Genomic DNA, 24,504 nt, shown 5'->3' with positions numbered 1-24,504 from the left:
ATTCAGACCGAGAGCCTCAGCTCGTCGCTCCACCCTGGACTGCGGAGACGTACTCCTTCTCGTCCCGACCGAGCGTGATGGCACGCACGATCTGGATGATTCCGAGCACCACCAGGGCGATGCCCAGCAGCAGCCAGAACGCGAAGCCGGCGATGAGCGGCGAGAACAGCACGATGATTCCCGCGACGATGCTCAGGATCGCGTAGAGAACGGTCCAGACGCGCGACCCGTCGCTGCCCAGCAGCGTGAGGGCTACGATCCCGTCGACGATCCAGCTGACGCCGATGAAGATCACGACGACGAAGGCGAGCGTGGCGGCGGCCGCGTTCAGGTTGAAGAACGCGATCACACCGGCTGCGATGTAGAGCAGGCCGAGGACGATGTGGCCCACACGTGCCCAGCCGCCCTTCGCGCTCGAGAAGATGCCGAGCCCGATGTACACCAGACCGGCGATGATGAGGTACGAGGCGAAGATCGCCGTCACGATGACCGCGGACTTCACCGGCCAGACGAGGAGGACGATTCCGGCGAGCAGCGCCAGGACACCGGCGACGGCCAGCGTGACGCGGATCGACTTGAACAACGACTTGGCCTCCGTGAGTGGTTCAGACATGGTGGGGACCCCTTTCTGAGAAGATCCTGTGAGGATGCATCATCAGGTTAGCGCTCCGCTGGTCCGGAGCGCGGGAGAAGCGGCCCTCCGCGTTTCGTTCCGTCATGTCGCGACTCATGAGGACATGGCAAAATCGAGTCGTGACCGCCGTCGACGAAGTTCGCCTTCGTGAACTCACCGTGATGAGAAGAGTCCGGGACCGCATCGACCGGGAGTACGCACGGCCGCTGGACGTGGAGGCGCTCGCACGCGGTGTGCACATGTCGGCGGGGCACCTGAGCCGACAGTTCCGCGAGGCATACGGCGAATCCCCGTACTCGTATCTGATGACACGCCGGATCGAGAGGGCGATGGCGCTCCTGCGTCGCGGGGACCTGACCGTGACGGAGGTGTGCTTCGAGGTGGGCTGTTCCTCCCTCGGCACGTTCAGCACGCGTTTCTCCGAGCTCGTCGGTGTCGCACCCAGCGTGTACCGTGAACGCGCTGCCAGCGTCGAGGGGATTCCCTCGTTCCAGGCCAAGCATGTGACCAGACCGATCAGGAATCGAGAAGCGCCGCGAACCGACGCTCACCTAACGTGAACACCATGAACATCAGCATCCATTACGCATTCCTTCCGCACACCGATGCCGAAGCGGCCCTCGCGTTCTATCGCGACGCCCTCGGCTTCGAGGTGCGCAACGACGTCGGATACGACGGCCTGCGATGGCTCACGGTCGGACCGGAAGGCCAGCCGCAGACATCGATCGTGCTGCACCCACCGGCAACCGACCCCGGCATCACCGACGCCGAGCGCCAGACGATCCTCGAGCTGATCGCGAAGGGCAGCTACGCGGCTCTCACACTGGCCAGCGATGACGTCGATGCCCTCTTCGAACGTCTCGTGGAGCGCGGGGCCGACGTCGTGCAGGAACCCATCGATCAGCCGTATGGGGTGCGCGATTGCGCGTTCCGCGATCCTGCAGGCAACCTGCTGCGTATCAATCAGGCCGCCTGACCCACTCCACCGATCCCACGAAGGACGCCGATGACCACGGACGAGCACCCCGCAGACACCCACGACCTCATTCGCGTGCAGGGCGCCCGCGAGAACAATCTGAAGGACGTCAGTGTCGACATCCCGAAGCGCCGACTGACCGTGTTCACCGGTGTCTCCGGCTCGGGGAAGAGCTCGCTCGTGTTCGACACGATCGCGGCGGAATCGCGACGCATGATCGACGAGACCTACAGCGCCTTCGTCCAGGGATTCATGCCGTCGGTGCCGCGACCCGACGTCGACGTCCTCGAGGGCCTGACCACGGCGATCATCGTCGACCAGGAGCGCCTGGGCGCGAACCCGCGATCGACCGTCGGCACCGTCACCGATGCCAACGCGATGCTCCGCATCCTGTTCAGCAAGCTGGGGCAGCCCTACATCGGTGGACCGACCGCCTTCTCGTTCAACATTCCGACCCAGAAGGCGAGCGGGGTCATGACCGGCCCTGGCGGGGAGAAGAAGATCGTGAAGGACGCGATCTACCTCGGCGGTATGTGTCCGCGATGCGAGGGTAGGGGAGCGGTGTCCGACCTCGACCTCGCCCAGATCGTCGACGAGTCGAAGTCTCTCGACGACGGAGCCATCATGGTGCCCGGCTACACCGCAGACGGATGGATGGTGAAGGGGTTCTCGCAGTCGGGCTTCTATCCGGCGGACAAGCCGATCTCTCAGTTCACGGAGAAGCAGCGCCACCTGTTCCTCTATGGCGAGGTCACGAAGGTGAAGATCTCCGGAATCAACATGACGTATGAGGGTCTGATCCCGAAGATCACCAAGTCGATGCTGTCGAAAGACCTCGATGCACTGCAGCCTCACATCCGGGCCTTCGTCGAACGGGTGGCCACATTCGCGGTCTGTCCGGAATGCGACGGGACGCGCCTGACCGAAGGTGCGCGCTCGTCGAAGATCGAGGGCGTGAGCATCGCCGATGCGTGCCGCATGCAGGTGACGGACCTGGCCGATTGGGTCCGAGGTCTCGATCTTCCCGGAGCCGGCCCGCTGCTGCAGGCGCTCAGCGCCAATCTGGACGCCTTCGTGACCCTCGGCCTCGGTTACCTGAGTCTGGAACGTCCGTCGGGCACGTTGTCCGGGGGAGAGGCGCAGCGCATCAAGATGCTGCGGCACCTCGGGTCATCGCTCACCGACATCACCTACGTGTTCGACGAGCCGACGATCGGTCTGCACCCGCACGACATCCAGCGCATGAACGGCCTCCTGCTTCAATTGCGCGACAAGGGCAACACCGTGCTGGTGGTGGAGCACAAGCCGGAGACCATCGCGATCGGCGACCACGTCGTCGATCTGGGTCCTGGTGCGGGCAGCGCCGGTGGTGAGATCTGCTTCGAGGGCACGGTCGAGGGGTTGAAGACCAGCGGAACGAAGACCGGCGATCACCTCGAGGACCGGGCGCAGCTCAAAGAGGCCGTCCGTTCGGGGGAGGGGGCGATCGAGGTGCGCGGCGCCTCCGCCAACAACCTGCAGAACGTCGACGTCGACATCCCCACGGGCGTGCTCACGGTCGTTACGGGCGTCGCCGGGTCGGGCAAGAGCTCGCTCATCCACGGGTCGGTGTCCAAGCGCGACGGCGTCGTGGCGATCGACCAGGCGGCGATCAAGGGCTCCCGGCGAAGCAACCCTGCAACGTACACGGGACTCCTCGAGCCGATCCGCAAGGCGTTCGCGAAGGCGAACGGCGTGAAGCCGGCTCTGTTCAGCGCGAATTCCGAGGGCGCGTGCCCCTCGTGCAAGGGCGCGGGCGTCATCATCACAGAGCTCGGCTTCATGGACACGATCGAGACTCCCTGCGAGGACTGCGGGGGCAAGCGATTCCAAGCCGGCGTCCTGGAGTACAAGCTCGCGGGCAAGGACATCACTGAGGTACTCGATCTGCCGGTCTCCGAGGCCCGGGTGTTCTTCAGCGACGGGGAGGCCAAGCTTCCGGCCGCCACGGCGATCCTCGGCCGCATGGAAGACGTCGGACTGGGCTATCTGTCGCTCGGACAGCCGCTGTCGACGTTGTCCGGCGGAGAGCGTCAGCGCATCAAGCTCGCGATCCAGATGGGGGAGAAGGGCGACGTCTACGTGCTGGACGAGCCCACGACGGGTCTTCACCTCGCCGATGTCGACAAGATCCTGGGCCTGCTGGATCGACTCGTCGACGCAGGCAAGACCGTGATCGTGATCGAACACCATCAGGCCGTCATGGCGCACGCGGACTGGATCATCGATATCGGTCCGGGTGCCGGTCACGACGGCGGCAAGGTCGTCTTCGAAGGAACGCCGACTGATTTGGTATCCCAAAAATCCACACTGACGGGGGAGCACCTCGCGCAGTACGTCGGCGCGTGAGAGTAGTCGGGGTACGTGCGCACGCATGCACCCCGACGCTCACGCCTCTCAGGTTGCGTCGTCTCCGTCGAGTCGGGCGATGATCGTGTACGTGCAGGGGATCAGGTCCCGCTCGGCATCAGGCCAGGCGTAGCCGCCGGAAATCTCGACCATGCGCTCGCTGAACCGCCACGGGAGCGTACGGCCCTCATCGAAGTGGACGAGCCTGAGCCCGGCGCGCAGCAGCGCACCGAGGATCTCGGACAACGGGTGCGGCCACTCGTAAGTGCGGGCATGGTGGATACGACCGTCGCCGGCATAGGTGCTGTCGTCGTCCCACTGCTGAGCGCGGCCGGTGGCGAAGTAGGAGTAGCGCGTGGTCAACGTCGCTGCGTCCTCATCCAGCGCGTACAGGGCGGGATGACCGTCGCGGATGAAGAACATGCCGCCTGGGCGCAGCAACTGAACGATCTGCGCTGCCCATCGATCCAGGTCGTCGAGCCAGCTGATCGTCCCGATGCTCGTGTACACGACGTCGAAGTCACCGGTGACGGCGGCCCGCGCGTCGAGCACATCGGTCTGCACCCACGTCGCATCGACGTCCAGACGCTCTGCGAGATCGGTCGCCGCACGGAGCGCCGACGGCGAGAAGTCGACGCCCGTCACCGTCGCACCCGTGCGGGCCAGTGAGACCGTATCGGTGCCGATGTGGCATTGCAGGTGACACAGATCAAGCCCGGACAGGCTGCCTGCCGGAAGGAACGCGGTCATCGTCGCGAGATCGTCGCGTACGACATCGCTGAGATGCTCGGGATCGTCGAACGCAGCGAGTCCGTAGGCTTCCGTGTGCAGCGGAACGCGGTCCTCCCAGTTCTCCTGGTTCGCGCGTCGTGCAGATTCCCAATCGATCTCGACGTTGTTTCCGTTCACGAGGCGAGCCTATCGATCACCGCGCTCGTCTCGCGGATTCATCCGATAATGCACATTATGTCAGTTTGAGTTAGCCCGATCACTCCCCGTTCTCGAAGATCTGCTGGGCACGGCGCACGATGTCGTCGATGCGAGACTGCAGGTACGGCCCCGGACACTCGGTCCCCGACCAGGTTTCGCGGTGAGTGATGACGTGCGCGCGATCGATCGTGAAAGACACCGGCACGCCGTCCAGACTCTTGCCGTCGAAGCTCGCCAGCCACGCGATCATCTGCGCGAGCTCTTCCACCTGCCCGGCCGTCACCGCGTACTCAGGCGCCCCCGTGGCATTGAGGGTCTCCACCGCCACGGACCGCCAGTTCCAGTCAGCACCCGTTGCGGACGGTTTCGCGCCGGGACGGATCAGCTCGATGACCGACCCATCGTTGCGCAGATAGAAGGTCGGCGCGGAAGATCGCTTGTTGCAGCGCGAGAGGAAGTCCAACTGATCCGCCGTCGTACCGGTGTGGTGGATGACGAACCGATCGATGACCGACGTCACCGCGTGACCGTCGCTCCCCGCGGTGTCACGAAGAGCCCGGACGGTGGGGTTGGCGCAGTCCGTGAACCCGAGCGGTGCTTCAAGGCCTCTCACCGCGCGCTCGTAGACGGCGTCGTACTCCGGAAGCCCCCTCGGGTTGTCCCGAGCCCGGTTCGTCGCCACAGTATCGGGCGCCCCCGCGGTCGTCGCGAGCCACGCCCCCGCCGCGGTCACCGCGACACCCGTCCCCGCAGCGAGGAGAAAGCGCCGACGGGTGTGTGCCGAAGGTCCATCGACGGGGTCGGGCGGCAGGGAGTGCGACATCCGCCTATTCAACACGCGCCCGCCGGGAATGGGGTGGCGGACACAGCCCTCGGGGCGGCCCCTCCCCCGTGCGATGATCGTTGCGTGCACCCAGCCACCCACGAGCCGCCCGGCTATGCGTGTCCGTTCTGCAGGTTCCAACAGGGGCTGTTCGACGAACTCGGCATGCCGTCCGACGTGGTCGCCGTCACCGACCACGCATTCGCCCGGATCGCGCCGAAGTGGTGGCCCGAGAACCCAGGGGCGGTGCTGGTCATCCCGCGGACGCACGTGGAGAACATCTACGACCTGTCACCGGAGGACGGCCTCGCGGTGTGGGATCTGACGCAGAGGGTGGCGATCGGCATCCGGTCGTCGTACGGATGTGAGGGCACAACCATCCGGCAGCACAACGAGCCCGCAGGAGACCAAGACGTCTGGCACCTGCACGTGCATGTTCTCCCCCGCTATCCGGGCGATCGCCTGTACCAACGGCACGGTGACGCGGTCTGGGTGGATTCCGACCGTCGCGCGACATTCGCATCGAGGCTCAGAGTCGCGCTGGGGACGCCGTTCGTGCTCGATTGACCGCCCGTCTCGACCCGCCGGGCAGGCGCTGCAAGGATGGCTCGATGACTCTCACCGGCAGTGGTTCCACGCGTCTCGTCATCCTGCGCGGCGATGCCGCATCGGGGAAGACGACGACGGCGACAGCACTGCGGCCGGAACTCGGTCAACGGGTGGCTGTCATCTCCCAAGACCACTTCCGCCGCGAACTGCTGCACGACCCCGATCGGTTGAGACGCTCCCGGACAGCGAGCATCCTGATCGTCGGCGCCGCCCGTCAGGCGCTGGACCTCGGCTACGACGTCATCCTCGACGGGATCTTCAATCTGCGCGACTACGCCGAAGCCTTCGAGAGCTTGTACCTCGACCACCGCGGAATCACCGTCATCTATCAGTTCGACGTCGGCCTCGACGAGACGATTCGGCGCCATGCCGGCAGGCCGCTCGCGAATGCCTTCGGGGAGGACAGGATCCGCCGATGGCACGACGGGTGGCAACCACTCCCCTGGTTCGATGAGCGACGGGTCGGCCCGGAGACGACCACGGATCAGCTCGTGACGATGATCCTCGAAGATCTCGGCCGCCGCATCGTCGACTAACCCGGTTCGTCAGCCGCGGGCTCAGCGATCGGCCACGGCGACCGGAGCCGGCTGTAGACGAGCATGTCACGGCGCTCATCGCCGACCTTCTGCCACGAATGGAGCAACCCCTCGCGCGTGTACCCAGCCCGCTCAGCAGTCCGGAGTGAAGGCACGTTCGTCGGATCGATGTGCAGCTGCAGACGATGCAGATCCGAGAGGTGCCACGCCCATTCCGTGAGGGTTCGCAGCGCGCTGTGGGCGTATCCCTGGCCGCGTCGCGCGGGGCGGATCCAGTAGCCGACGGTTGCTCGCCCCTGGTCCCGATCGCGGAGCCACAGCCCGATCTGCCCCACACATCCTTCGTTCGCCTCGATAGCGAACGAGTAGCCGATACCCGCCGCTGCCCGTTCGTGCTGGCGGACCAGCCACTGCCCGGCGAGTCCGTGATCAGCGGCGAAGGGAACCGTGGTGACGTCGGTGATCGATCGATCGAAGGATGCGTCCAGCACGGCATCGATGTCAGAGGCCTCAAAAGGTCGGAGCACGATCCCGGGCCCCGGTACCCGCGGAACGCTGAGTGCCGAAGGGGCCGCGCTGAATCCCCTGTGCCCGTCGATGAGACCGCGGCGGTACGTGATCATGGGCTCCCCGCCGAGCGGGTGAGGGACGGGCGTCGAGACCGGCGCGAACCCCTCCGATTCATAGAGCCGGATGGCGGCGTTCCCCCTCCGCACCGCGAGTTCGATGCTGACGAAGCCGGCATCCGACGAATACCGAATCGCATCGCGCAACAGGGCACGACCGTGTCCTTGGCCGGCGGATGATGGCAACACGGCGAGCCGCTCCAGCACAGCTGTCGTCTCATCGTTCGTCTTCGGCGTGGTGAGAGCGAATCCCGCCAGACGCTCCCCCGTGAGCGCGAACCGGAGGACAGGGCCATCGAACAGCCGTCGCATGCGATCGGCGACCGACCGCGAGTCGACATCCCCGTCACGGTCCCGGAGCGCGTGAATCCAGACCTCGATGCATCTGTCGATGTCTTCGGGGATGCCGCCCGCCACGATGTCTGTCATACCGGCAATCGTCGCACGCCACGACACCGGCGAAGCCGCCACCGGGGCTACTGCGTCGCCCACACCCCGAGCTCGTTGCCGGTCGGGTCGGCGAAGTGCAGGCGTCGCCCGCCGGGGAACGCATACGGCTCCTGCAGGATCGTTCCGCCGGCCTTCTCGATAGCCGTCTTCGTGGCGTCGAGATCGTCGGAATAGAGCAGCACGAGCGGACCACCGACGGGCCGCGGCTCATCGGCGACCATCAGACCTCCGGCTTCGTTGCCGTCGCCGCGCGGCGACACGATCCCGGCATAGTCGGGGCCGTAGTCGTTGAAGCTCCAGCCGAATGCGTCGCCGAAGAAGCGCTTCGACGCCACCAGATCGGTGACGACGAGTTCGATGTAGTCGAGAGAGTGGTGCAGAGGTGAACTGGTCATGGCGCCACCGTAACGACCCCGACCGACATCGTGCTGCGGTCGACGTACGCATGTCGTCGGAGGAGTAGCGTTGAGGCGTGCCGCAGGTCTCCCACTCCCCCGTCGCGACACCGGGATGGCGAGCCTGGGTGATCTGGTCGGTCGGCGTCGCGGCTTACGTGCTGGCGATCACGAACCGCACATCGCTCGGCGCTGTCGGCGTCGAAGCCGCGGACCGATTCCAGGCGGATGCATCGACGCTCGCCCTGTTCGCCGTGGTCCAACTCGCCGTCTACGGCGGAATGCAGATCCCGGTCGGGGTGCTCCTCGATCGCTTCGGCTCCCGCCCGATCATGACCGTCGGAATGCTGCTGATGGCCGCGGGGCAGCTGACCATGGCGATCTCGCCCGGCATCGGCATCGCGATCTTCGCGCGCGTGCTGCTCGGCGCCGGTGATGCTGCGATCTTCCCTGCCGTGCTGCGACTCGTCGCAACCTGGTTTCCCGCCCAACGCGGCCCGCTCATGGTGCAGTTCACCGGGATCATCGGTCAAGCCGGCCAACTGATCGCGCTGGTCCCGCTCGCCGCACTCCTGCATGCCACCAGCTGGACCATCACCTTCGGCAGCATCGCGGGCCTCGGCGTGCTGTTCACCATCCTCGTCGCGCTCGTCATTCGCAACCACCCCGCGGAGCGCGGTGCCGACGTGTCGGTGAACACCGATACCGGTGTCGTCCGCGTGGTCACATCCGCAATAGATACCGGTGTCGGCATACGTGCTGCCTGGGCGCACCCGGGCACACGGCTGGCCTTCTGGTCGCACTTCACGACACCCTTCGCGGGCACGGCGTTCGTGCTGCTCTGGGGAATGCCCTTCCTCACCGCGGCGGAAGGGCTCGACACCGCCCACGCGGCCGGCATCATCTCGGTATATGTCGTCGCAGGCATGTTTCTGGGGCCGATCATCGGCGACCTCTCGCGACGACTTCCGAATCACCGCTCTCTCGCGCTCGTGCTCCCCGCCGTCGGGGTGCAGATGGCCGCGTGGGTCGCTGTCATCGCGTTGCCCGAAACCGCGCCCATCTGGCTCCTCTATGTGCTGGCGATCGCCCTCGCGACCGGAGGACCCGCCTCGATGATCGCGTTCGATCACGCGCGCACCCACAACCCGTCCCACCGGCTGAGCACCGCGACCGGCGTGACGAACGCGGGAGGCTTCATCGCCGCGCTCATCGCCATCTTCCTCATCGGTCTCGCACTCGACCTGCAGGGCGCCGGCACGCCCGAGACCTATTCGCTCGAGGCCTTCCGGATCGCGTTCCTGATGCCGATCCCCCTCTGGATCATCGGCACGGTGTTCATCCTCATCGAGCGCAAGCGGACGCGCATCCGCATGGGCCTCGATCCGGAACGTCGGCGCTGAGCCCGCCCTATCGGAGCAGGTGCTGCAGCGTCTCCACGATGAGCTCGACGCTGACGCGTTCCGGCACCTCTGCATCGCCCGCTTCGAACTCCGCGAGTTCGATCCCCCGGACCGAGCCAGAGGGCAACGCAGCGAAGATCGCCGCCACGTGGTGCGGCAGCAGCCCTCCTCCCACCCGGTAGGCCGCGGGGATGTACCCGGGTTCGAGAACGTCCCAATCGACGTGGATCCAGACGGGACGACCCGCGACGAGTTCGAGGACGCGCTCCGGCGTGCTCTCCGAGGGAGCGAGAACGGTGACCCCGGCTCCGGCGAGCAGCTCTCCCTCAGGGACGTCGATGTCGCGACCGCCGACCACGATCACCTGCTTCGGATCGATGCCGGCTCCGTGACCACTCTCCCAGAGTCCGCACGCCGCGGCCAGGACCATACCGCCGAGATAGCCCGAATCCGTCGTATCCGGCGTGTTGAAATCGCCGTGCGCGTCGATCCAGAGCACGACGGCATCGGGATGGTGCTCGGCAGCAGTGGGCAGAGTACCGAGGCTCGCCGCGCAGGTGTTCGTGATCAGTAGGGGCATCGCGCCCGCAGAGATGGCGTCCTGCACCGCTGCGCGCAATCCGCTCAGAGTCGCCTCCGCTTCGGGAAGCGCGACGGACCAGTCATCGACCACGCCCGGGGTCGGGGTGCCGATGAACAGCGGTTCGATCTCCAGCAGTGCGGAGACCGCCTCACCCACGCGTCGTGCACCCACGAGCGCCCCGTCGGTGCGATCGGCCACACGGCCTTGAGAGACGATGAGCGCGTAGGAAGATGCCATGTCTCCAGCTTTCCATCCGCGGGATGTCAGGACAAAACGTGGAGTGTGCGGCCCAGACAGCAGCGCGATATCGGCGTCTCAGCGCCGACGAGGCGTCCATCCGGAAGGCAGCGGCCCCTCTTGGGCAGCGCGTTCGCGGTCCGCTCGCGCGGACCAACCCTGCGCCTCGTCGACCGTGTCGAACGCGCCCCGCGCCAGTCGGAGGCCGACATCCTCGTGATGCATGCGCGGTGCTCCTCCGCGGCGGACCGATGCCCGCACGCTCCAGGCGTCGTCGGCGAACCCGCCGCCGCGGAAGACGCGGTAGCTGTCATAGCGGGCGGGATCGAGCAGGTCCCAACACCACTCCCAGACATTGCCGAGGGTGTCGAAGAGACCGTTGAGGTTCGGCAGCTTGCCGCCGATGTCCTGGGGCGAGGACACACTGTCCGCACTCGTCCAGGCCGCGTCGGCGAGAGGCGCATAGTGCGGCCCGGCCGATCCGGCGCGGCAGGCGAACTCCCACTCCGCTTCGGTGGGAAGCCGGTACCCGTCTGCGGTGGTGTCCCAGGAGACCTCCTCGCCGTCGAACAGGTAAACCCGGTCGAGGCCCTCCCACTCGGATGCGGCGTTGCAGAAGTGGATCGCGCGCAACCAGCTGAGGTCTGCGGCCGGACGACGCGGGTGGCGCACCGGGATGCCCAGAACCTCTGCGAGCTGCTCCTCCGTCACCGGATACACACCGATCTGGAACGGCTCGAGGGCGACATCGCGGCGTTCATCGCGACGTGCGTCGCGCAGCGTCAGTACACCGGCGGGTATGCGGGCGAGCTCGAAGTCGCTCACCGCTCCCCCGCCGCCGTCGCCGCCGCCGATAGACCTTTCCGCATCATGACGGTGCTCGTTCGACCCAGGTCGGGTATTTCGCCGTACGCCCGTCGCCCGAAGATGTGCGCGTCACTCGGCGCCGCACCCATGGGCCGACGAACTCGCGGTAGTAGGCGAGTCCCGAGGGCCCGGTGCCGAGACGATCGCTCGGCGCCCACCAGGTCTCCGGCGGCTCATATCCCAGCGCGTGCAGCACTCGGGCGGCCACGCGATGATGGCCGGCCGCATTCATGTGCAGGCGATCGTCCGCCCAATACGCGCCGCGTGACAGCTCGCGATCGGGCCAGTTGAGGGCCCGGATGACGTCCGGACGCTCCTCGATCCGGCGGAGCACCGCGTCCGAGAGAAGGTCGCCGCGGCGCTGCACGAGAGAGCCCATGGGAAGCTGCCCGCTCGGATTCGCACCGGAGAGCAGGATCATGGTGACACCCTCCTCGTCGCACCGCCGCAGCACGCGGCTGAAGGCATCGGCGATGTGCTCGACATCGGTGCGCGGGCGCAGCATGTCGTTGCCACCGCCGTTGAAGGAGAGGTGGGTGGGGCGCAGAGCAAGCGCCGGTTCGAGCTGCTGCTCGACGATCGGCCAGGCGAGTTTGCCCCTGATCGCGAGGTTCGCATACTGGATCGAGTGCCCGGCCGCGTCCGCCCAGCCCTGGGCGGCGAGATCGGCCCAGCCGCGCTCCCGTCCGTCCGGAAGGACGTCACCGACCCCTTCGGTGAACGAATCGCCGATCGCCACGAACCGCACATCTGCCATCGTCCCAGCCTATTGCGGCTCACGACGCACTGCGTCAACGGTCGTCGAGCGCTTGACCGCCCCGATCGACGAGGCCCCATGCTGCAGCAGCCGCACCGAGGAAGCACACGCCGAATACAGCGAACAGCAGCGGGGCCCCACCGGCGATCAGGAGCACCGGCACGGAGAGCGGCGCCACGATCGATGCGATGCGGCCGACACCGGCTGCCCAGCCCGCTCCCGTTCCACGCAGTGAGGTCGGATAGATCTCGGGCGTCACGGCGTACAGCGCGCCCCAGGCACCGAGGTTGAAGAAGGACAGAGCCATCCCCGCAGCGATGATCGCCCCCTCGGTCGTGGCTGTGCCGAAGACCACGGCCGAGACCGCCGAACCGAGAAGGAACACCGACAGGGTCAGCCGTCGCCCCCAGATCTCGATCAACCACGCGGCGACCGCGTAGCCCGGGAGCTGCGCGAGTGTGATGATCAACGTGAAGCCGAACGAACGGACCAGGTCGAACCCGGCGTCCACGAGGATGCTCGGGATCCAGATGAACGCGCCGTAGTAGGCGAAGTTCACTCCCAGCCACACCATCCACAGACACAGGGTGCGCAGGCGGAACTCCGCATTCCAGAGCGTCGCGAGGCGGGCTCGAGCCGTGACCGCCATCGCACGGGACGCAGGTTCTTTCCGAATGGCCGGCGCCGCCGCCACACCGGCATCGGCCTCGAAGGCCGAGACGATGCGATCAGCCTCAGCGATGCGTCCACGCGAGGCGAGCCACCGTGGAGACTCAGGCATCCGCCACCGCACGAACAGGGCATACACGGCGGGAATCGCGCCGAGCGCGAAGGCCCAGCGCCATCCGTCGTCGGATGCCGGGATGACCAGGAAGCCGATGACGGCTGCCGCCGTCCATCCGAGCGCCCAGAAGGCCTCCAGCACGACGATCAGACGACTGCGGATCCGCGCGGGAGCGAACTCGCTCACATACGTCGACGCGACCGGGAGCTCGGCACCGAGACCGAGCCCGACGAGGAATCGCAGCACGAGGAGTGCCGCGAGTCCGCTGACAAGCGCACTGGCGCCGGTCGCGATGCCGTATACGAGCAGGGTGAGTGCGAACACCTGCCGACGCCCGAAGCGATCGGCCAGCAGACCGCCGAGCGTCGCGCCGATGGCCATCCCGATGAAACCGACGGAGGCGATCCACCCCGCCTCGCCCTTGGTCAGTCCCCACTGCTGCGTGAGAGCCGCGAGGATGAAGGAGATCAGACCGACATCCATCGCGTCCAGCGCCCATCCGAGCCCGGATCCGGTGAGCAGCCGGAGGTGTCGACGCGTGAACGGCAGGACGTCCAGACGCTCGGCCAGCGATGAGCGGCTCGGCAAGGCGGTGTTGGCCATGCTCCTCATCGTAGAGCCGAGCGACGCACGCCCCGTCAGTCGCGGTCGGAGAGGATCTTCCGCACGCGCGGGATCACCTCGGTGCCGTACAGCTCGATGCTGCGCATCATCGCCTCGTGCGACAGCGTGCCTGTGGCGTACTTCAGATCGAAGCGTCCGAGACCGAGGGTGGTGATCGTCTCGGCGATCTTCGCAGCGACTCGATCCGGTGAGCCCGAATAGATCGCCCCTTCCGGCCCGACGTCGTTCTGGAAACGCGCGCGGCTGTATGCCGGCCAGCCGCGCTCGCGGCCGATGGTGTTGTTCATCGCCTCGAATCCGGAGTACGCCGCATCCCACGCCTCTGCGTCGGTTTCGGCGATATGACCCGGCGAATGAACGGAGACGGGGTGCGAGGTCGTGCCGAACGACGCCACCGAGCGGTGGTACAGGTCGACGAACGGCTTGAACCGCACCGCCGGTCCCCCGATGATCGCGAGCATCAGACCGAGGCCATGACGTGCGACGCGAACGACCGATTCCGGGCTTCCACCGACACCGACCCAGGTACGTAGGCCTTTCTCGGTCTTGGGGAACACGTTCGCGTTGTCGAGCGATGCCCGCATCGTGCCCGACCACGTCACGGGCTCTTCCTTGAGCAGCTCGACGAAGAGCTCCAGCTTCTGCTCGAACAGCGCGTCGTAATCGCGCAGGTCATAGCCGAACAGCGGGAAGGACTCGATGAAGGATCCGCGCCCGAGAACGACCTCGGCGCGACCGTCCGAGAGGGCATCCAGCGTCGAGAAGCGCTCGAACACGCGTACCGGATCGTCGGAGGACAACACGGTCACCGCCGTGCCCAGCCGGATGTGTTCCGTACGGGCAGCGATCGCAGCCAGCACCATCTCCGGCGCGGACACCGCGAACTCGGCGCGGTGGTGCTCCCCCACTCCGAAGAAGTCCACGCCGACCCTGTCAGCCAGTTCGGCCTGCGCCACGATGTTGCGGATGGTCTGCGCCCCGGTGAGGAGCTCTCCATCCGCGTCCCTCGTGATGTCGCCGAAGGTGTCCAGCCCGAATTCGATGCCCATGTCATCCCTTCCTATTCAGGTGAATGAACACACGGCGGTCGAACCGCATTCCCGTCAGCGCGGAAGCAGCGCGCTGCGCAGCGTGTCGAGGCCGACACCGCCCATGTCGAGGGCCCGCTTGTGGAAGTCCTTGAAGGAGAACGCGTCGCCCTCGGCCGCACGAACGCCGTCACGGACCTGTTCCCAGATGCGCTGGCCGACCTTGTACGACGGGGCCTGACCCGGCCAGCCGAGGTAGCGGTTCACTTCGAACTGCACGAACTGGTCGGACATGTTCACGTTGCGGCGCATGAAGTCCAGCGCATACTCCGCGTCCCACACGCCCGTGCCGTCAAGACGGGGCTTGCCCAGGTGCACGCCGATGTCGAGCACCACTCGTGCCGCTCGCATGCGCTGTCCGTCGAGCATGCCGAGGCGATCGGCGGGATCGTCGAGGTAGCCGAGCTGCTCCATCAGGCGCTCGGCGTACAGCGCCCAGCCCTCGGCGTGACCGGAGGTGCCGGCGAGCAGCCGCCGCCACGAGTTGAGCTCGGCCCGGTTGTACACCGCCTGAGCGATCTGCAGGTGGTGCCCGGGAACGCCCTCGTGGAAGACGGTCGTGAGCTCACGCCACGTGTCGAACTCCGTGACGCCCTCGGGAACGGACCACCACATGCGGCCCGGACGCGAGAAGTCGTCGGTCGGGCCGGTGTAGTAGATCCCGCCCTCCTGGGTGGGGGCGATCATGCATTCGAGGGTGCGGATCGCCTCGGGGATGTCGAAGTGGGAAGCCCCGAGTTCGGCGACCGCGCGATCACTCGTCTCCTGCATCCACTTCTGGAGCGCGTCGGTGCCCACGAGCTTGCGCGCAGGGTCGGCCTCGAGATGTGCCACAGCCTCTTCGACGGAGGCGCCCGGCAGGATCTCGTTCGCGATCGCGGTCTGCTCCGCCACCATGCGCGCGAGTTCTTCACGGCCCCACTCGTAGGTCTCGTCGAGATCGATCGTCGCACCGAGGAAGCGACGGGAGTTGAGCGCGTACAGGTCGCGTCCGACGGCGTCGACCTCTCCGGCGGCGGGGGCGAGTTCCTCCGCGAGGAAGCGGCGCAGCTCGTCGTACGCGACGCGTGCGGCGGCGGAGTTGTCGGCGAGGGTGCGCGCGAGCGAGGCGGGCAGCTGGCCTTCTTCCGGGTCAGCCTCCGCGACGAACGCGGCGAAGAACCCGTCGTCTGCGGTGTAACGGTCGATCTGCGTCGCGACCTCGATCACCTGGCGACGCGCCGGCGTGACCCCCTCGGCAATACCGGTGCGCAACGTCTCGACATAGCCACGGAGGGCGTCGGGAACCGCGGCGAGCCTCGTCGCGATCACGTCCCAGTTCTCGACGGTCGCGGTCGGCATCAGGTCGAAGGCCGCACGCACGTCCTGCGCTGCCGAGGCGATGACGTTGAGGTCGCGCAGATGCCACTTCGCGTCGTGCAGCTCGAGATCGAGCCGCAACTCCGCACCCAGGTCGGTCTTCGTCACCTCATCGATCGCGTCGACGGGCTCGAGCGACGAGAGCCTGTCGAGAGTCGCTCGAGTCGCCGCGGCGATCTCCTCGTGCCCGGCTGGGCTCAAGTCGCCGAAGCGATCGTTCATCTCGTCGCGGCCGATGTAGGTGCCGAGGGTGGGCGCCAGGACCGCGATCGTGTCGACCCATTCATCGGCGACGGCGTCGATGGCGGAGGGAGTGCGGGGAGCAGAAGTCATGGTTGCCAGCCTAATCCCCGGCCCCCTCTCGCCGCCGGGTCTCAGTGCGCCGCCTCGTTCCAATCGCGACCGCGTCCGACCTGCACGTCGAGCGGCACGGAGAGCTCAGCCGCATCACCCATCCGCGCGCGCACGATCCGCTCCGTGGCATCCCACTCCCCGGGAGCGACCTCGACCACGAGTTCGTCGTGGATCTGCAGCAGCACGCGAGAGGCGAGCTGCTCGGATCGGAGGTCGTCGTGGATGTGCAGGAGCGCGATCTTCATGATGTCGGCGGCACTGCCCTGGATCGGAGCGTTGAGCGCCGCACGCTCGGCGTTCTCGCGCAGCACCCTGTTCGGGCTCGCCAGGTCGGGGAACGGACGACGCCGGCCGAAGATCGTCTCGGTGTAGCCGACCTCCTTCGCCTTCATCACCGAGGCCCGCAGATAGTCGCGCACGGCGCCGAAACGTGCGAAGTACTCGACCATGAGCTGCTTGGCCTCGGACTGTTCGATGCGCAGCTGCTTGGAGAGACCGAAGGCCGAGAGCCCGTAGACCAGACCGTACGACATGGCCTTCACCTTGGTGCGCATGGCCGCCGTGACATCGCTCGGCTCGACGCCGAACACCCGCGCGCCGACGAAGCGGTGAAGGTCTTCTCCGCTGTTGAACGCTTCGATCAAGCCCTCGTCACCGGACAGGTGCGCCATGATGCGCATCTCGATCTGCGAGTAGTCAGCCGTGAGCAGAGACTCGTACCCCTCGCCGACTTCGAAAGCACTGCGGATGCGGCGAGATTCCTCGGTGCGCACCGGGATGTTCTGCAGGTTGGGATCGGTGCTGGAGAGCCGCCCGGTCTGGCTTCCGGTCTGCACATAGGTCGTGTGCACGCGGTGGTCGTCACCGATCGCGGTGTCGAGGGACTCGATGATCTGACGGAGCTTCGTGGCCTCACGGTGCTGCAGCAGCAGACTCAGGAACGGGTGGGGATTGCTCTCCTGCAGGTCAGCCAGCACCGCGGCATCCGTCGAGTAGCCGGTCTTGGTCTTGCGGGTCTTCGGGAGCTGGAGGTCTTCGAACAGGACCTCCTGCAGCTGCTTGGGCGAACCGAGGTTGAACTCCCGTCCCACGACGGAGAACGCCTCCTGTGCGAGCCCTTCGGCGCGGGTGGCGAGCTCACCGGAGAACGTGGAGAGCACGTCGTGCGAGACCGCGACGCCCGCGACCTCCATGTCGGCGAGGGTGAGCAGCGTCGGGAGCTCGATCTCCACCAGGACCTTCGCGACCGACTCCGGGATGTCTTCACGCAGGGCGTCGGCCACACGGAGGGAGAACCACGCCTCCTGCGACGGCGTCGCCCCCTCGGTCTCGGGAACGAGCTGCGACGGATCGGCTTCGGGGAGCTTCTCACCGAGGTAGCGCTCGACCAGGTCGGAGAGCGTCTTGTCGGGGAAGCTCGGTCGCAGCAGCCAGCCGGCGAGGCTCGTGTCGTAGGCGAGACCGCCGAGTCGGATTCCCTGGCGGATCAGCGCCTTCACCTGGGGCTTCGCGTCGTGGAGCACCTTCGGCGCATCGGACTCGAACCATTCGCGCAACGCGTCGACGGCGGCATCCGCCCAGTCGGTCTCGCGGAGCTCGGTCAGCGTGGCGGCACCGATGCGCACCGGGACCCCTCCCTGCGTCGTGATGCGCAGAGAGACATCGCCTTCCTGCGCCGCAGCCCAGGTGGCGAGATCGGACGGCGTCACCTCTGCGGGGACCGGAAGGACGACGACGGATGCGGGGTCGTCGGCGACTTCTCCTGCTCCGACGGCCTCGAAGACCCGGGGCAACAGGGTGCGGAACTCCAGACGCGCGAAGATGTCCCGCACGGCCTGAGCATCGATCGGCGCGACCGCGAGATCGGCGGGGCCCACCGGAAGTTCGACATCCGTGAGCAGGCGGTTGAGCTTGCGGTTGCGGCGGACGTCGTCGATGTGGTCGCGGAGGTTGCCCCCGACCACACCCTTGATCTCATCGGCACGGGCGATCAGCTCGTCGAGCGAGCCGAACTGCGTGAGCCACTTGACAGCTGTCTTCTCGCCGACCTTCGGCACGCCGGGCAGGTTGTCGCTCGTCTCACCGACGAGGGCCGCGATATCGGGGTACTGTTCGGGCCGCACCCCGTAGCGTTCCTGCACGGTGGTCGGGTCGTAGCGCTTGAGCTGGGAGACGCCCTGCACCGACGGATACAGCAGCGTGACGTCGTCGTTGACGAGCTGGATGGTGTCGCGGTCGCCGGAGACCACGAGCACCTCGAAGCCCTGTTCCGCGCCCTGCGAGGCAAGGGTCGCGAGGATGTCGTCGGCTTCGATGCCCTCTTTCGTCAGGACCGGGATCGACATGGCCGCGAGGCAGTCCTGCAGGAGCGGGATCTGACCCTTGAACTCCTGCGGCGACTCGGAGCGCGTGGCCTTGTACTCCGGGTACTCGTCCGTGCGGAACGAGTGACGCGAGGTGTCGAAGGCGATCGCCAGATGCGTCGGCTGTTCGGCCTTGATGAGGTTCACCAGCATCGACAGGAAGCCGTAGATGCCGTTGGTGTGCTGATTGTCCTTGGTCGTGAAGTTGTCGACCGGAAGGGCGAAGAAGGCGCGATAGGCGAGCGAGTGGCCGTCGACGACCATGAGGGTAGGCTTTGCGGAGTCCGTCACCCTGTCAGCCTAACGAGGACGACAGACACCCGCTGAGGAGGATGCATGAGCGACGTCGCGATGAGCGAGGGACTCGACTGGGCCACGGCCCGTGGAATGGGTGCTCTGGCAGAGAAGATGGGCATGGAGTTCGTCGAATTCAGCGTCGAGCGCTGCGTCGCGATCATGCCCGTCGAAGGCAACACCCAGCCGGTGGGACTCATGCACGGCGGCGCCTACGTGGTGCTCGGGGAATCCCTCGGATCGATGGCGGCGAACCTGCACGCCGGCGCCGGCCGACTCGCCGTCGGCGTCGACATCAACGCGACGCACACGCGCTCGGCGACCTCTGGCGTGGTCACGGGAGTGTGCACGCCCGTGCACCTGGGCCGGAGCATCACCGTGCACGAGATCGTGGTGACGGACGATCAGGGGCGCCGCTGCTCCACGATCCGCATCACCAACATGATCAAGGACCTTCCCGCCGAGCGCTGAGCGGTTGCTCCAGCAGTCGCTGGAACAGCAGGTGGTCCTGCCACTCCCCCGCGATGCGCAGGTACTTCGGAGCCATCCCGATGCGCTCGAAACCGTTCCCGAGCAGCACGCGCTGAGACCCGAGGTTGTGCAGCAGCGTGGCCGCCTGCAGCCGATGAAGGCGCAGCTCCTCGCGCGAGTACTCGATGATCTGCGCGACCGCCCGGCTCGCGAGCCCACGGTGCAGCCTCGACGCGTCGACCCAGTAACCGAGGTCGGCGCTCCAGAACGCGCCACGGACGATGTTGTTGATGTTCATCCGTCCGCGGATCTCTCCGTCATCGGATTCGATGACGAAGCGGATGCTGCGACCGGCGGCCGCGTCGTCCACGCATTGCTGCACATGCTGCTCCTGCGACGCCACAGAGAAGAACACCTCGTCACGTGCAGGCTCCCACGGAGCGAGGTGCTCGCGGTTCGCGAGGTACGCACGCGAGAGTGCAGCGCCGTCTCCCCGCTGCACTGGCCGCAGGGCATGCTCGCTGTCGAGCCGGAAACTCCCGGCGCTCACCGCTACTTCTTGGGAGCGAGCTGTTCGATGATCGCCTTGGCGACGTCCTGCATTGTCAGACGACGGTCCATCGACGCCTTCTGGATCCAGCGGAACGCCTCGGGCTCGCTCAGGCCCATCTTCTCGTTGAGGAGGCCCTTGGCACGGTCGACGAGCTTTCGGGTCTCGAAGCGCTCGACCATGTCGGCGACCTCAGCCTCGAGCGTGATGATCTGCTCGTGCCGGGCCAGCGCGATCTCGATCGCCGGCAACAGGTCGTTCGGAGTGAACGGCTTCACGACATACGCGAGAGCACCGGCCTCGCTGGCACGCTCGACGAGCTCCTTCTGGCTGAACGCCGTGAGGAGGACGACCGGGGCGATGTTGCCCTTGTGCAGCTTCTCGGCGGCGCTGATGCCGTCGAGCTGAGGCATCTTGACGTCCATGATGACCAGGTCGGGGCGCAGCTCGGTCGCCAGAGCGACCGCGGTCTCTCCGTCACCGGCCTCACCGACGACATCGAAGCCGTTGTCGCGGAGGATCTCGACGATGTCGAGACGGATCAGCGACTCATCTTCGGCGACGACGACGCGTCGGGGTGCGGATGACGTGGGCTGCTCAGCCTGCTCTTCTTGCTCTGTCACACCACCATCCTAGTGGAGTGCCCCTGTCCGCAGGCCGTAGGCGCTCGGCGCGGAGGATGACACCCCTTCCCTGCGCTAAAGTCGTAGACGCGACACACGAGCCGGCGTGGCGGAATGGCAGACGCGGAGCACTCAAAATGCTTTGTCCGAAAGGGCGTGTGGGTTCGAGTCCCACCGCCGGCACCCTTGCGAGATCCAGTGAGCGGTTCTCGCTCCTCGATCGGACGGCCCTGCCCGCACGGCCCGTCATGCGCTAGAAAGTGCTTATGCACAAAGGCGAAGACCTCCCGGCCGCGCACGCTGCGCCACCGCGACGTCGACGCCGTGCGCTCATCGTCATCGGCGCGGTTCTCATCGTCGCGCTCATCCTCGTCGCCGCCGAGGTCACGCGGAGGACACTCGCCGAGCAGGACGAAGCCCGAGCGGATCCGGCGTTCTACACGCTCCCCTCTCCCCTGCCTCGGGGCGATCCGGGTGAGATCATCCGCATCGAATCGATCCGGAGCGCCCCCGTCGGCACCAACGCGTGGCGCGTGATCTACCACTCCCGCGATCTCGTGGGGGCGGACATCCCGGTCTCCGGCGTGGTGATCGTTCCGGATGGGGCTGCTCCCGAGGGCGGCCGCACCGTGGTGTCGTGGGGCCATCCCACCACCGGAGCGGCATCGAAGTGCGCTCCTTCACTCGGCCTGGATCCGTTCCAGTACATCGAGGGGATGCACGAGCTGCTCGCCGAGGGGTATGCCATCGCGGCCACCGACTATCCCGGGCTCGGCGTCGAAGGCGCGTCGTCGTATCTGCTCGGCGTTCCCGAGTCCAACAGCGTGCTCGACATCGTCCGGGCGGCGCGACAGATCGACGACGCTCACGTGAGCGACAAGGTCGTGCTGTGGGGGCACTCGCAGGGCGGACAGGCTGTGCTCTTCGCTGCGGAACGTGCAGCGGAGTACGCGCACGAGCTCACGATCGAGGGGGTCGCCGTTGCGGCCCCGGCGGCGAATCTGAACGCCCTGATGACCGACGACATCGTGAACCTCTCCGGCGTCACGATCGCCTCCTTCGCCGTCCCGGCCTACGAGGCCGCCTACGCCGATCAGTACGGAGCCACAGCGATCACCGGCATCCTCACCCCCGCCGGCCTGGAGGCGACGCCCGACATGGCCGCACTGTGCCTGCTCACGCAGAACGACGAGATCCACGCGATCGCCGACCCGCTGGTCGGTGGGTATGTTCGGAGCGACCCTGCCACGACCGAGCCGTGGCAGACGATGCTGCAGGAGAACAGTGCGGGGAACAGCCCCATCAGAGTGCCCGTCTTCATCGGGCAGGGAGAAGCCGACGAACTCGTGCTGCCGAGCGCGACCGAGGGCTACGTGGAACTGCTGTGCACGCAGAACGCCGACGTGACCTTCCACCGCTACCCTGGCATCACCCACGGACTCGCCGCCTATGCCGCCCTGCCTGACCTGCTGCTGTGGCTCCCGACGCTGGACGGAGACCGTCCAGCGTCGGGCGGCTGCCGGTGACTTTCGGCATCTCGACGGAGAGCTACTCCGCGAGGACGGCGAGTTCCGCCAGGACGCGGGGATGCGCGAGGATACGGAAGTGTCCGCCCGTGTCGAGGCGGACGTTCTTGGCACCGTTCAGTTCGCTCCCCTCGGGGATGTGCGGGTCGAACTCCGCGTAGACCGACACGATCCGCTCGTTCACCGCGCGCTGCTGTGCGAGGTTCATGATCGAGGGATCGTCGGGAGAGAACTCCCGCAGGGTGCGCGACAGCATGAGCCGGGCGTAGCGCGAGCCCCCGAACGGGGTCGCGATCGCGAGCATCGACCGTACGCGCTCCCCCGCCGGGCCCGTCATCACGATCTTCCCTGCCAGGCCCCCTTTGCTGTGCGCCACCAGGATCACATCGTCGAGCTCGTTGGCCGACAGGAACGCTTCCACGGCCAGCGCCATGTCGCCCACCGGGCGCTGATTCCGGTGAAGCGTGTCGACGATGTGGATCGGATGCCCGCGGTCGTGCATCGCGGCGACGAGCGGCTGCAGAAACCTCCAGGTCTCATAGACGCCGGGGAGGACGACGATGTGCGCGGCGCTCCCCGATGCGAACGACGCCGGGTCGGTGCGATCGAAGATCGCGCGAAGCTGCCAGTACCCCGCGTATACGTAGTCGGCGAGCCACCACCCGGCGTTCCTCAGCACGTTGATGATGTGCTCCCCCGATGACCGCGCGACTCCATGACTGAAAACTACCGGATGCGCACGACGGAGGGGGCGGGACCGAAGTCCCGCCCCCTCTGGATGCTGTGTGTCAGACCCCGGCCTTGTAGATCGGAGCTGCACCGCGGATCGCATCGCCGACCTTGTGCACACGAAGGTCGTTCGTCGATCCGACGATTCCGGGAGGGGAGCCGGAGATCACGACGACCTTGTCTCCTTCCTCGGCGAGACCGTTTCCGAGCAGATACTCGTCGACCTGGTGATACATCAGGTCGGTGTGCTGCACCATGTCGACCAGGGTCGAGCGGATGCCCCAGGTCAGCGCCATTCGGCGACGGATGCCCGGCTCGGGCGTGAAGGCGATCATCGGGATGCGCGAGCGCAGGCGCGACAGACGACGAGCGGAGTCGCCCGACTGCGTGAACACGCAGAGGAACTTCGCGTCGACGAACTCGGCGACCTCGAGAGCGGCGAGGGTGATGGCGCCGCCCTGTGTGCGGGGCTTGCTCGTGAGCGGCGCGATGCGCTCCAGGCCGTGCTCCTCGGTCGACTCGATGATGCGGGCCATGGTCTCGACGACCACGACCGGGTAGTCTCCGACGCTGGTCTCACCGGAGAGCATGACCGCGTCCGCACCGTCGAGCACCGCGTTCGCCACATCCGAGGTCTCGGCGCGCGTCGGAACGGGGCTGTTGATCATCGACTCGAGCATCTGCGTCGCGACGATGACCGGCTTCGCCATGCGACGTGCGATCTCGACAGCGCGCTTCTGCACGATCGGCACGGCTTCGAGCGGGAGCTCGACGCCCAGGTCGCCACGCGCGACCATGATCGAGTCGAACGCGTCGACGATCTCTTCGAGCGCGTCGACGGCCTGCGGCTTCTCGACCTTGGCGATGACGGGAACGCGGACGCCCTCTTCCGCCATGATCTCGTGCACGCGGGTCACGTCGGCGGCGTTGCGCACGAACGACAGCGCGATCAGGTCGGCGCCGATGCGCAGACCCCAGCGCAGGTCTTCTTCGTCCTTCTCGCTCAGCGCGGGGACGTTGACGGCGACGCCGGGCAGGTTGATGCCCTTGTTGTTGGACACAGCACCGGCGACGATGACCTTGGTCGTGACGGTCACACCGTCGGTCTCGACGACCTCGACGCGGACCTTGCCGTCGTCGATCAGGAGGAAGTCACCGGGCTTGACGTCCTGCGGGAGACCCTTGAAGGTCGTTCCGCAGATCTCCTTGTTGCCGATGATGTCTTCGGTGGTGATCTTGAAGATGTCGCCCTTGGCGAGCTCGTAGGGACCGTTCTCGAACTTGCCGAGACGGATCTTCGGTCCCTGCAGGTCGACGAGGATGGCGACCGGGCGACCGGCATCCTCCGCGGCACGACGCACGTTGGCGTAGTTGTTCTCGTGCACGGAGTAGTCACCGTGGCTGAGGTTCAGTCGAGCGACGTCCACCCCCGCATCGATCAGTGCGCGCACCGTCTCATAGGTGGAGGTGGCGGGGCCCAGGGTGGCGACGATTTTCGCGCGTCTCAAAGATTTCTCCAGGGTAG

At 66.7% G+C, this 24,504-nt stretch carries 24 protein-coding genes and 1 tRNA gene; 9 read left to right on the top strand and 16 right to left on the bottom strand.

Going from position 1 to position 24,504, the window contains the following annotated elements; all coding sequences use genetic code 11:
• Positions 1-16 precede the first annotated feature (16 nt).
• Positions 17-613, bottom strand: a complete 597-nt coding sequence (locus tag ACIQLD_RS02435) for an HdeD family acid-resistance protein (protein ID WP_402604588.1) — start codon at positions 611-613, stop codon at positions 17-19.
• Positions 614-729: 116 nt separating this feature from the next.
• Here ACIQLD_RS02435 and ACIQLD_RS02430 point away from each other — a divergent pair, with 116 nt between their 5' ends.
• The 3 genes from ACIQLD_RS02430 to ACIQLD_RS02420 are packed head-to-tail and all read left to right on the top strand — an operon-like array spanning position 730 to position 3,998.
• Positions 730-1,194 (top strand): helix-turn-helix transcriptional regulator, encoded by a 465-nt coding sequence (locus tag ACIQLD_RS02430; RefSeq protein WP_402604586.1) that lies wholly within the window; start codon positions 730-732, stop codon positions 1,192-1,194.
• A gap of 5 nt (positions 1,195-1,199) precedes the next feature.
• Positions 1,200-1,610 (top strand): VOC family protein, encoded by a 411-nt coding sequence (locus ACIQLD_RS02425; protein WP_029259226.1) that lies wholly within the window; start codon positions 1,200-1,202, stop codon positions 1,608-1,610.
• Positions 1,611-1,640: 30 nt separating this feature from the next.
• Positions 1,641-3,998 carry an ATP-binding cassette domain-containing protein gene (locus ACIQLD_RS02420; RefSeq protein ID WP_402604583.1) on the top strand — a complete coding sequence of 786 codons (2,358 nt, stop codon included), beginning with the start codon at positions 1,641-1,643 and terminating at the stop codon, positions 3,996-3,998.
• Positions 3,999-4,046: 48 nt separating this feature from the next.
• On the opposite strand, the gene ACIQLD_RS02415 is transcribed toward ACIQLD_RS02420, so the two are convergent.
• Together ACIQLD_RS02415 and ACIQLD_RS02410 are read right to left on the bottom strand one after the other, a co-directional pair.
• Positions 4,047-4,907 (bottom strand): class I SAM-dependent methyltransferase, encoded by an 861-nt coding sequence (locus ACIQLD_RS02415; RefSeq protein ID WP_402604581.1) that lies wholly within the window; start codon positions 4,905-4,907, stop codon positions 4,047-4,049.
• A 79-nt stretch (positions 4,908-4,986) separates the two neighbouring features.
• Positions 4,987-5,751, bottom strand: coding sequence for a peptidoglycan recognition family protein (locus tag ACIQLD_RS02410; protein ID WP_402604579.1), 765 nt, complete (start codon positions 5,749-5,751; stop codon positions 4,987-4,989).
• A gap of 84 nt (positions 5,752-5,835) precedes the next feature.
• Here ACIQLD_RS02410 and ACIQLD_RS02405 point away from each other — a divergent pair, with 84 nt between their 5' ends.
• Entirely contained in the window at positions 5,836-6,318 is a 483-nt protein-coding gene (locus ACIQLD_RS02405; protein WP_402604577.1) for an HIT family protein, read from the top strand.
• A 44-nt stretch (positions 6,319-6,362) separates the two neighbouring features.
• Positions 6,363-6,896, top strand: coding sequence for an AAA family ATPase (locus ACIQLD_RS02400; RefSeq protein WP_402604575.1), 534 nt, complete (start codon positions 6,363-6,365; stop codon positions 6,894-6,896).
• Here the strand turns inward: ACIQLD_RS02400 and ACIQLD_RS02395 are convergent.
• Both ACIQLD_RS02395 and ACIQLD_RS02390 read right to left on the bottom strand, forming a co-directional pair.
• Entirely contained in the window at positions 6,893-7,951 is a 1,059-nt protein-coding gene (locus ACIQLD_RS02395) for a GNAT family N-acetyltransferase (protein ID WP_402604573.1), read from the bottom strand. The genes ACIQLD_RS02400 and ACIQLD_RS02395 overlap by 4 nt on opposite strands.
• A gap of 47 nt (positions 7,952-7,998) precedes the next feature.
• Positions 7,999-8,367, bottom strand: a complete 369-nt coding sequence (locus ACIQLD_RS02390) for a VOC family protein (RefSeq protein ID WP_402604570.1) — start codon at positions 8,365-8,367, stop codon at positions 7,999-8,001.
• 77 nt (positions 8,368-8,444) lie between these two features.
• Here ACIQLD_RS02390 and ACIQLD_RS02385 point away from each other — a divergent pair, with 77 nt between their 5' ends.
• Positions 8,445-9,770, top strand: a complete 1,326-nt coding sequence (locus tag ACIQLD_RS02385; protein WP_402604568.1) for a nitrate/nitrite transporter — start codon at positions 8,445-8,447, stop codon at positions 9,768-9,770.
• Positions 9,771-9,777: 7 nt separating this feature from the next.
• Here ACIQLD_RS02385 and ACIQLD_RS02380 read toward each other — a convergent pair whose 3' ends face one another.
• The 7 genes from ACIQLD_RS02380 to polA form a co-directional block, all read right to left on the bottom strand.
• Entirely contained in the window at positions 9,778-10,590 is an 813-nt protein-coding gene (locus ACIQLD_RS02380) for an arginase family protein (protein ID WP_402604565.1), read from the bottom strand.
• 78 nt (positions 10,591-10,668) lie between these two features.
• Positions 10,669-11,415 carry a formylglycine-generating enzyme family protein gene (locus ACIQLD_RS02375; protein ID WP_402604562.1) on the bottom strand — a complete coding sequence of 249 codons (747 nt, stop codon included), beginning with the start codon at positions 11,413-11,415 and terminating at the stop codon, positions 10,669-10,671.
• A 43-nt stretch (positions 11,416-11,458) separates the two neighbouring features.
• The gene (locus ACIQLD_RS02370) at positions 11,459-12,214 is read right to left on the bottom strand and encodes an SGNH/GDSL hydrolase family protein (RefSeq protein ID WP_402604560.1); all 756 of its coding nucleotides are present in this window, start codon (positions 12,212-12,214) and stop codon (positions 11,459-11,461) included.
• Between the two features lie 34 nt (positions 12,215-12,248).
• Positions 12,249-13,601 carry an MFS transporter gene (locus ACIQLD_RS02365; protein ID WP_402604557.1) on the bottom strand — a complete coding sequence of 451 codons (1,353 nt, stop codon included), beginning with the start codon at positions 13,599-13,601 and terminating at the stop codon, positions 12,249-12,251.
• Between the two features lie 35 nt (positions 13,602-13,636).
• Positions 13,637-14,671: an LLM class flavin-dependent oxidoreductase gene (locus ACIQLD_RS02360; protein ID WP_402604554.1), complete on the bottom strand. Its 1,035-nt coding sequence runs from the start codon at positions 14,669-14,671 to the stop codon at positions 13,637-13,639.
• Between the two features lie 54 nt (positions 14,672-14,725).
• Positions 14,726-16,402 (bottom strand): DUF885 domain-containing protein, encoded by a 1,677-nt coding sequence (locus tag ACIQLD_RS02355; protein ID WP_402604552.1) that lies wholly within the window; start codon positions 16,400-16,402, stop codon positions 14,726-14,728.
• Positions 16,403-16,443: 41 nt separating this feature from the next.
• The gene (gene polA, locus ACIQLD_RS02350; protein ID WP_402604549.1) at positions 16,444-19,077 is read right to left on the bottom strand and encodes a DNA polymerase I; all 2,634 of its coding nucleotides are present in this window, start codon (positions 19,075-19,077) and stop codon (positions 16,444-16,446) included.
• A 45-nt stretch (positions 19,078-19,122) separates the two neighbouring features.
• Here polA and ACIQLD_RS02345 point away from each other — a divergent pair, with 45 nt between their 5' ends.
• Positions 19,123-19,551 carry a hotdog fold thioesterase gene (locus ACIQLD_RS02345; RefSeq protein ID WP_402604546.1) on the top strand — a complete coding sequence of 143 codons (429 nt, stop codon included), beginning with the start codon at positions 19,123-19,125 and terminating at the stop codon, positions 19,549-19,551.
• Here the strand turns inward: ACIQLD_RS02345 and ACIQLD_RS02340 are convergent.
• Together ACIQLD_RS02340 and ACIQLD_RS02335 are read right to left on the bottom strand one after the other, a co-directional pair.
• Positions 19,526-20,101, bottom strand: coding sequence for a GNAT family N-acetyltransferase (locus ACIQLD_RS02340; protein ID WP_402604544.1), 576 nt, complete (start codon positions 20,099-20,101; stop codon positions 19,526-19,528). The two genes, ACIQLD_RS02345 and ACIQLD_RS02340, sit on opposite strands and share 26 nt — an antisense overlap.
• Positions 20,102-20,103: 2 nt before the next feature.
• Entirely contained in the window at positions 20,104-20,724 is a 621-nt protein-coding gene (locus ACIQLD_RS02335) for an ANTAR domain-containing response regulator (protein WP_017830602.1), read from the bottom strand.
• Positions 20,725-20,824: 100 nt separating this feature from the next.
• On the opposite strand from ACIQLD_RS02335, the gene ACIQLD_RS02330 reads away from it, so the two are divergent.
• Both ACIQLD_RS02330 and ACIQLD_RS02325 read left to right on the top strand, forming a co-directional pair.
• Positions 20,825-20,907, top strand: a tRNA-Leu gene (locus ACIQLD_RS02330).
• Positions 20,908-20,990: 83 nt separating this feature from the next.
• Positions 20,991-22,250 (top strand): alpha/beta fold hydrolase, encoded by a 1,260-nt coding sequence (locus tag ACIQLD_RS02325; RefSeq protein ID WP_402604541.1) that lies wholly within the window; start codon positions 20,991-20,993, stop codon positions 22,248-22,250.
• Positions 22,251-22,272: 22 nt separating this feature from the next.
• Here ACIQLD_RS02325 and ACIQLD_RS02320 read toward each other — a convergent pair whose 3' ends face one another.
• On the bottom strand, positions 22,273-22,929 hold the full coding sequence (locus tag ACIQLD_RS02320; protein ID WP_402604538.1) for an esterase/lipase family protein: 657 nt from the start codon (positions 22,927-22,929) through the stop codon (positions 22,273-22,275).
• A 109-nt stretch (positions 22,930-23,038) separates the two neighbouring features.
• Complete coding sequence (gene pyk, locus ACIQLD_RS02315; protein ID WP_402604536.1) at positions 23,039-24,487, bottom strand: pyruvate kinase; 1,449 nt, start codon at positions 24,485-24,487, stop codon at positions 23,039-23,041.
• Between the last annotated feature and the right edge of the window lie 17 nt (positions 24,488-24,504).

The organism is Microbacterium sp. NPDC091662, assembly GCF_044756705.1.
Lineage (GTDB): Bacteria > Actinomycetota > Actinomycetes > Actinomycetales > Microbacteriaceae > Microbacterium.
This window is presented reverse-complemented; position numbering and strand designations above follow the sequence as displayed.

Bases quoted from the DNA above. Each gene is read 5' to 3' on its own strand.
- ACIQLD_RS02435 (WP_402604588.1), bottom strand. From the start codon at position 613: ATGTCTGAACCACTCACGGAGGCCAAGTCGTTGTTCAAGTCGATCCGC.
- ACIQLD_RS02430 (WP_402604586.1), top strand. From the start codon at position 730: ATGAGGACATGGCAAAATCGAGTCGTGACCGCCGTCGACGAAGTTCGC.
- ACIQLD_RS02425 (WP_029259226.1), top strand. From the start codon at position 1,200: ATGAACATCAGCATCCATTACGCATTCCTTCCGCACACCGATGCCGAA.
- ACIQLD_RS02420 (WP_402604583.1), top strand. From the start codon at position 1,641: ATGACCACGGACGAGCACCCCGCAGACACCCACGACCTCATTCGCGTG.
- ACIQLD_RS02410 (WP_402604579.1), bottom strand. From the start codon at position 5,751: ATGTCGCACTCCCTGCCGCCCGACCCCGTCGATGGACCTTCGGCACAC.
- ACIQLD_RS02400 (WP_402604575.1), top strand. From the start codon at position 6,363: ATGACTCTCACCGGCAGTGGTTCCACGCGTCTCGTCATCCTGCGCGGC.
- ACIQLD_RS02395 (WP_402604573.1), bottom strand. From the start codon at position 7,951: ATGACAGACATCGTGGCGGGCGGCATCCCCGAAGACATCGACAGATGC.
- ACIQLD_RS02390 (WP_402604570.1), bottom strand. From the start codon at position 8,367: ATGACCAGTTCACCTCTGCACCACTCTCTCGACTACATCGAACTCGTC.
- ACIQLD_RS02380 (WP_402604565.1), bottom strand. From the start codon at position 10,590: ATGGCATCTTCCTACGCGCTCATCGTCTCTCAAGGCCGTGTGGCCGAT.
- ACIQLD_RS02370 (WP_402604560.1), bottom strand. From the start codon at position 12,214: ATGGCAGATGTGCGGTTCGTGGCGATCGGCGATTCGTTCACCGAAGGG.
- ACIQLD_RS02365 (WP_402604557.1), bottom strand. From the start codon at position 13,601: ATGGCCAACACCGCCTTGCCGAGCCGCTCATCGCTGGCCGAGCGTCTG.
- ACIQLD_RS02360 (WP_402604554.1), bottom strand. From the start codon at position 14,671: ATGGGCATCGAATTCGGGCTGGACACCTTCGGCGACATCACGAGGGAC.
- ACIQLD_RS02355 (WP_402604552.1), bottom strand. From the start codon at position 16,402: ATGACTTCTGCTCCCCGCACTCCCTCCGCCATCGACGCCGTCGCCGAT.
- ACIQLD_RS02345 (WP_402604546.1), top strand. From the start codon at position 19,123: ATGAGCGACGTCGCGATGAGCGAGGGACTCGACTGGGCCACGGCCCGT.
- ACIQLD_RS02325 (WP_402604541.1), top strand. From the start codon at position 20,991: ATGCACAAAGGCGAAGACCTCCCGGCCGCGCACGCTGCGCCACCGCGA.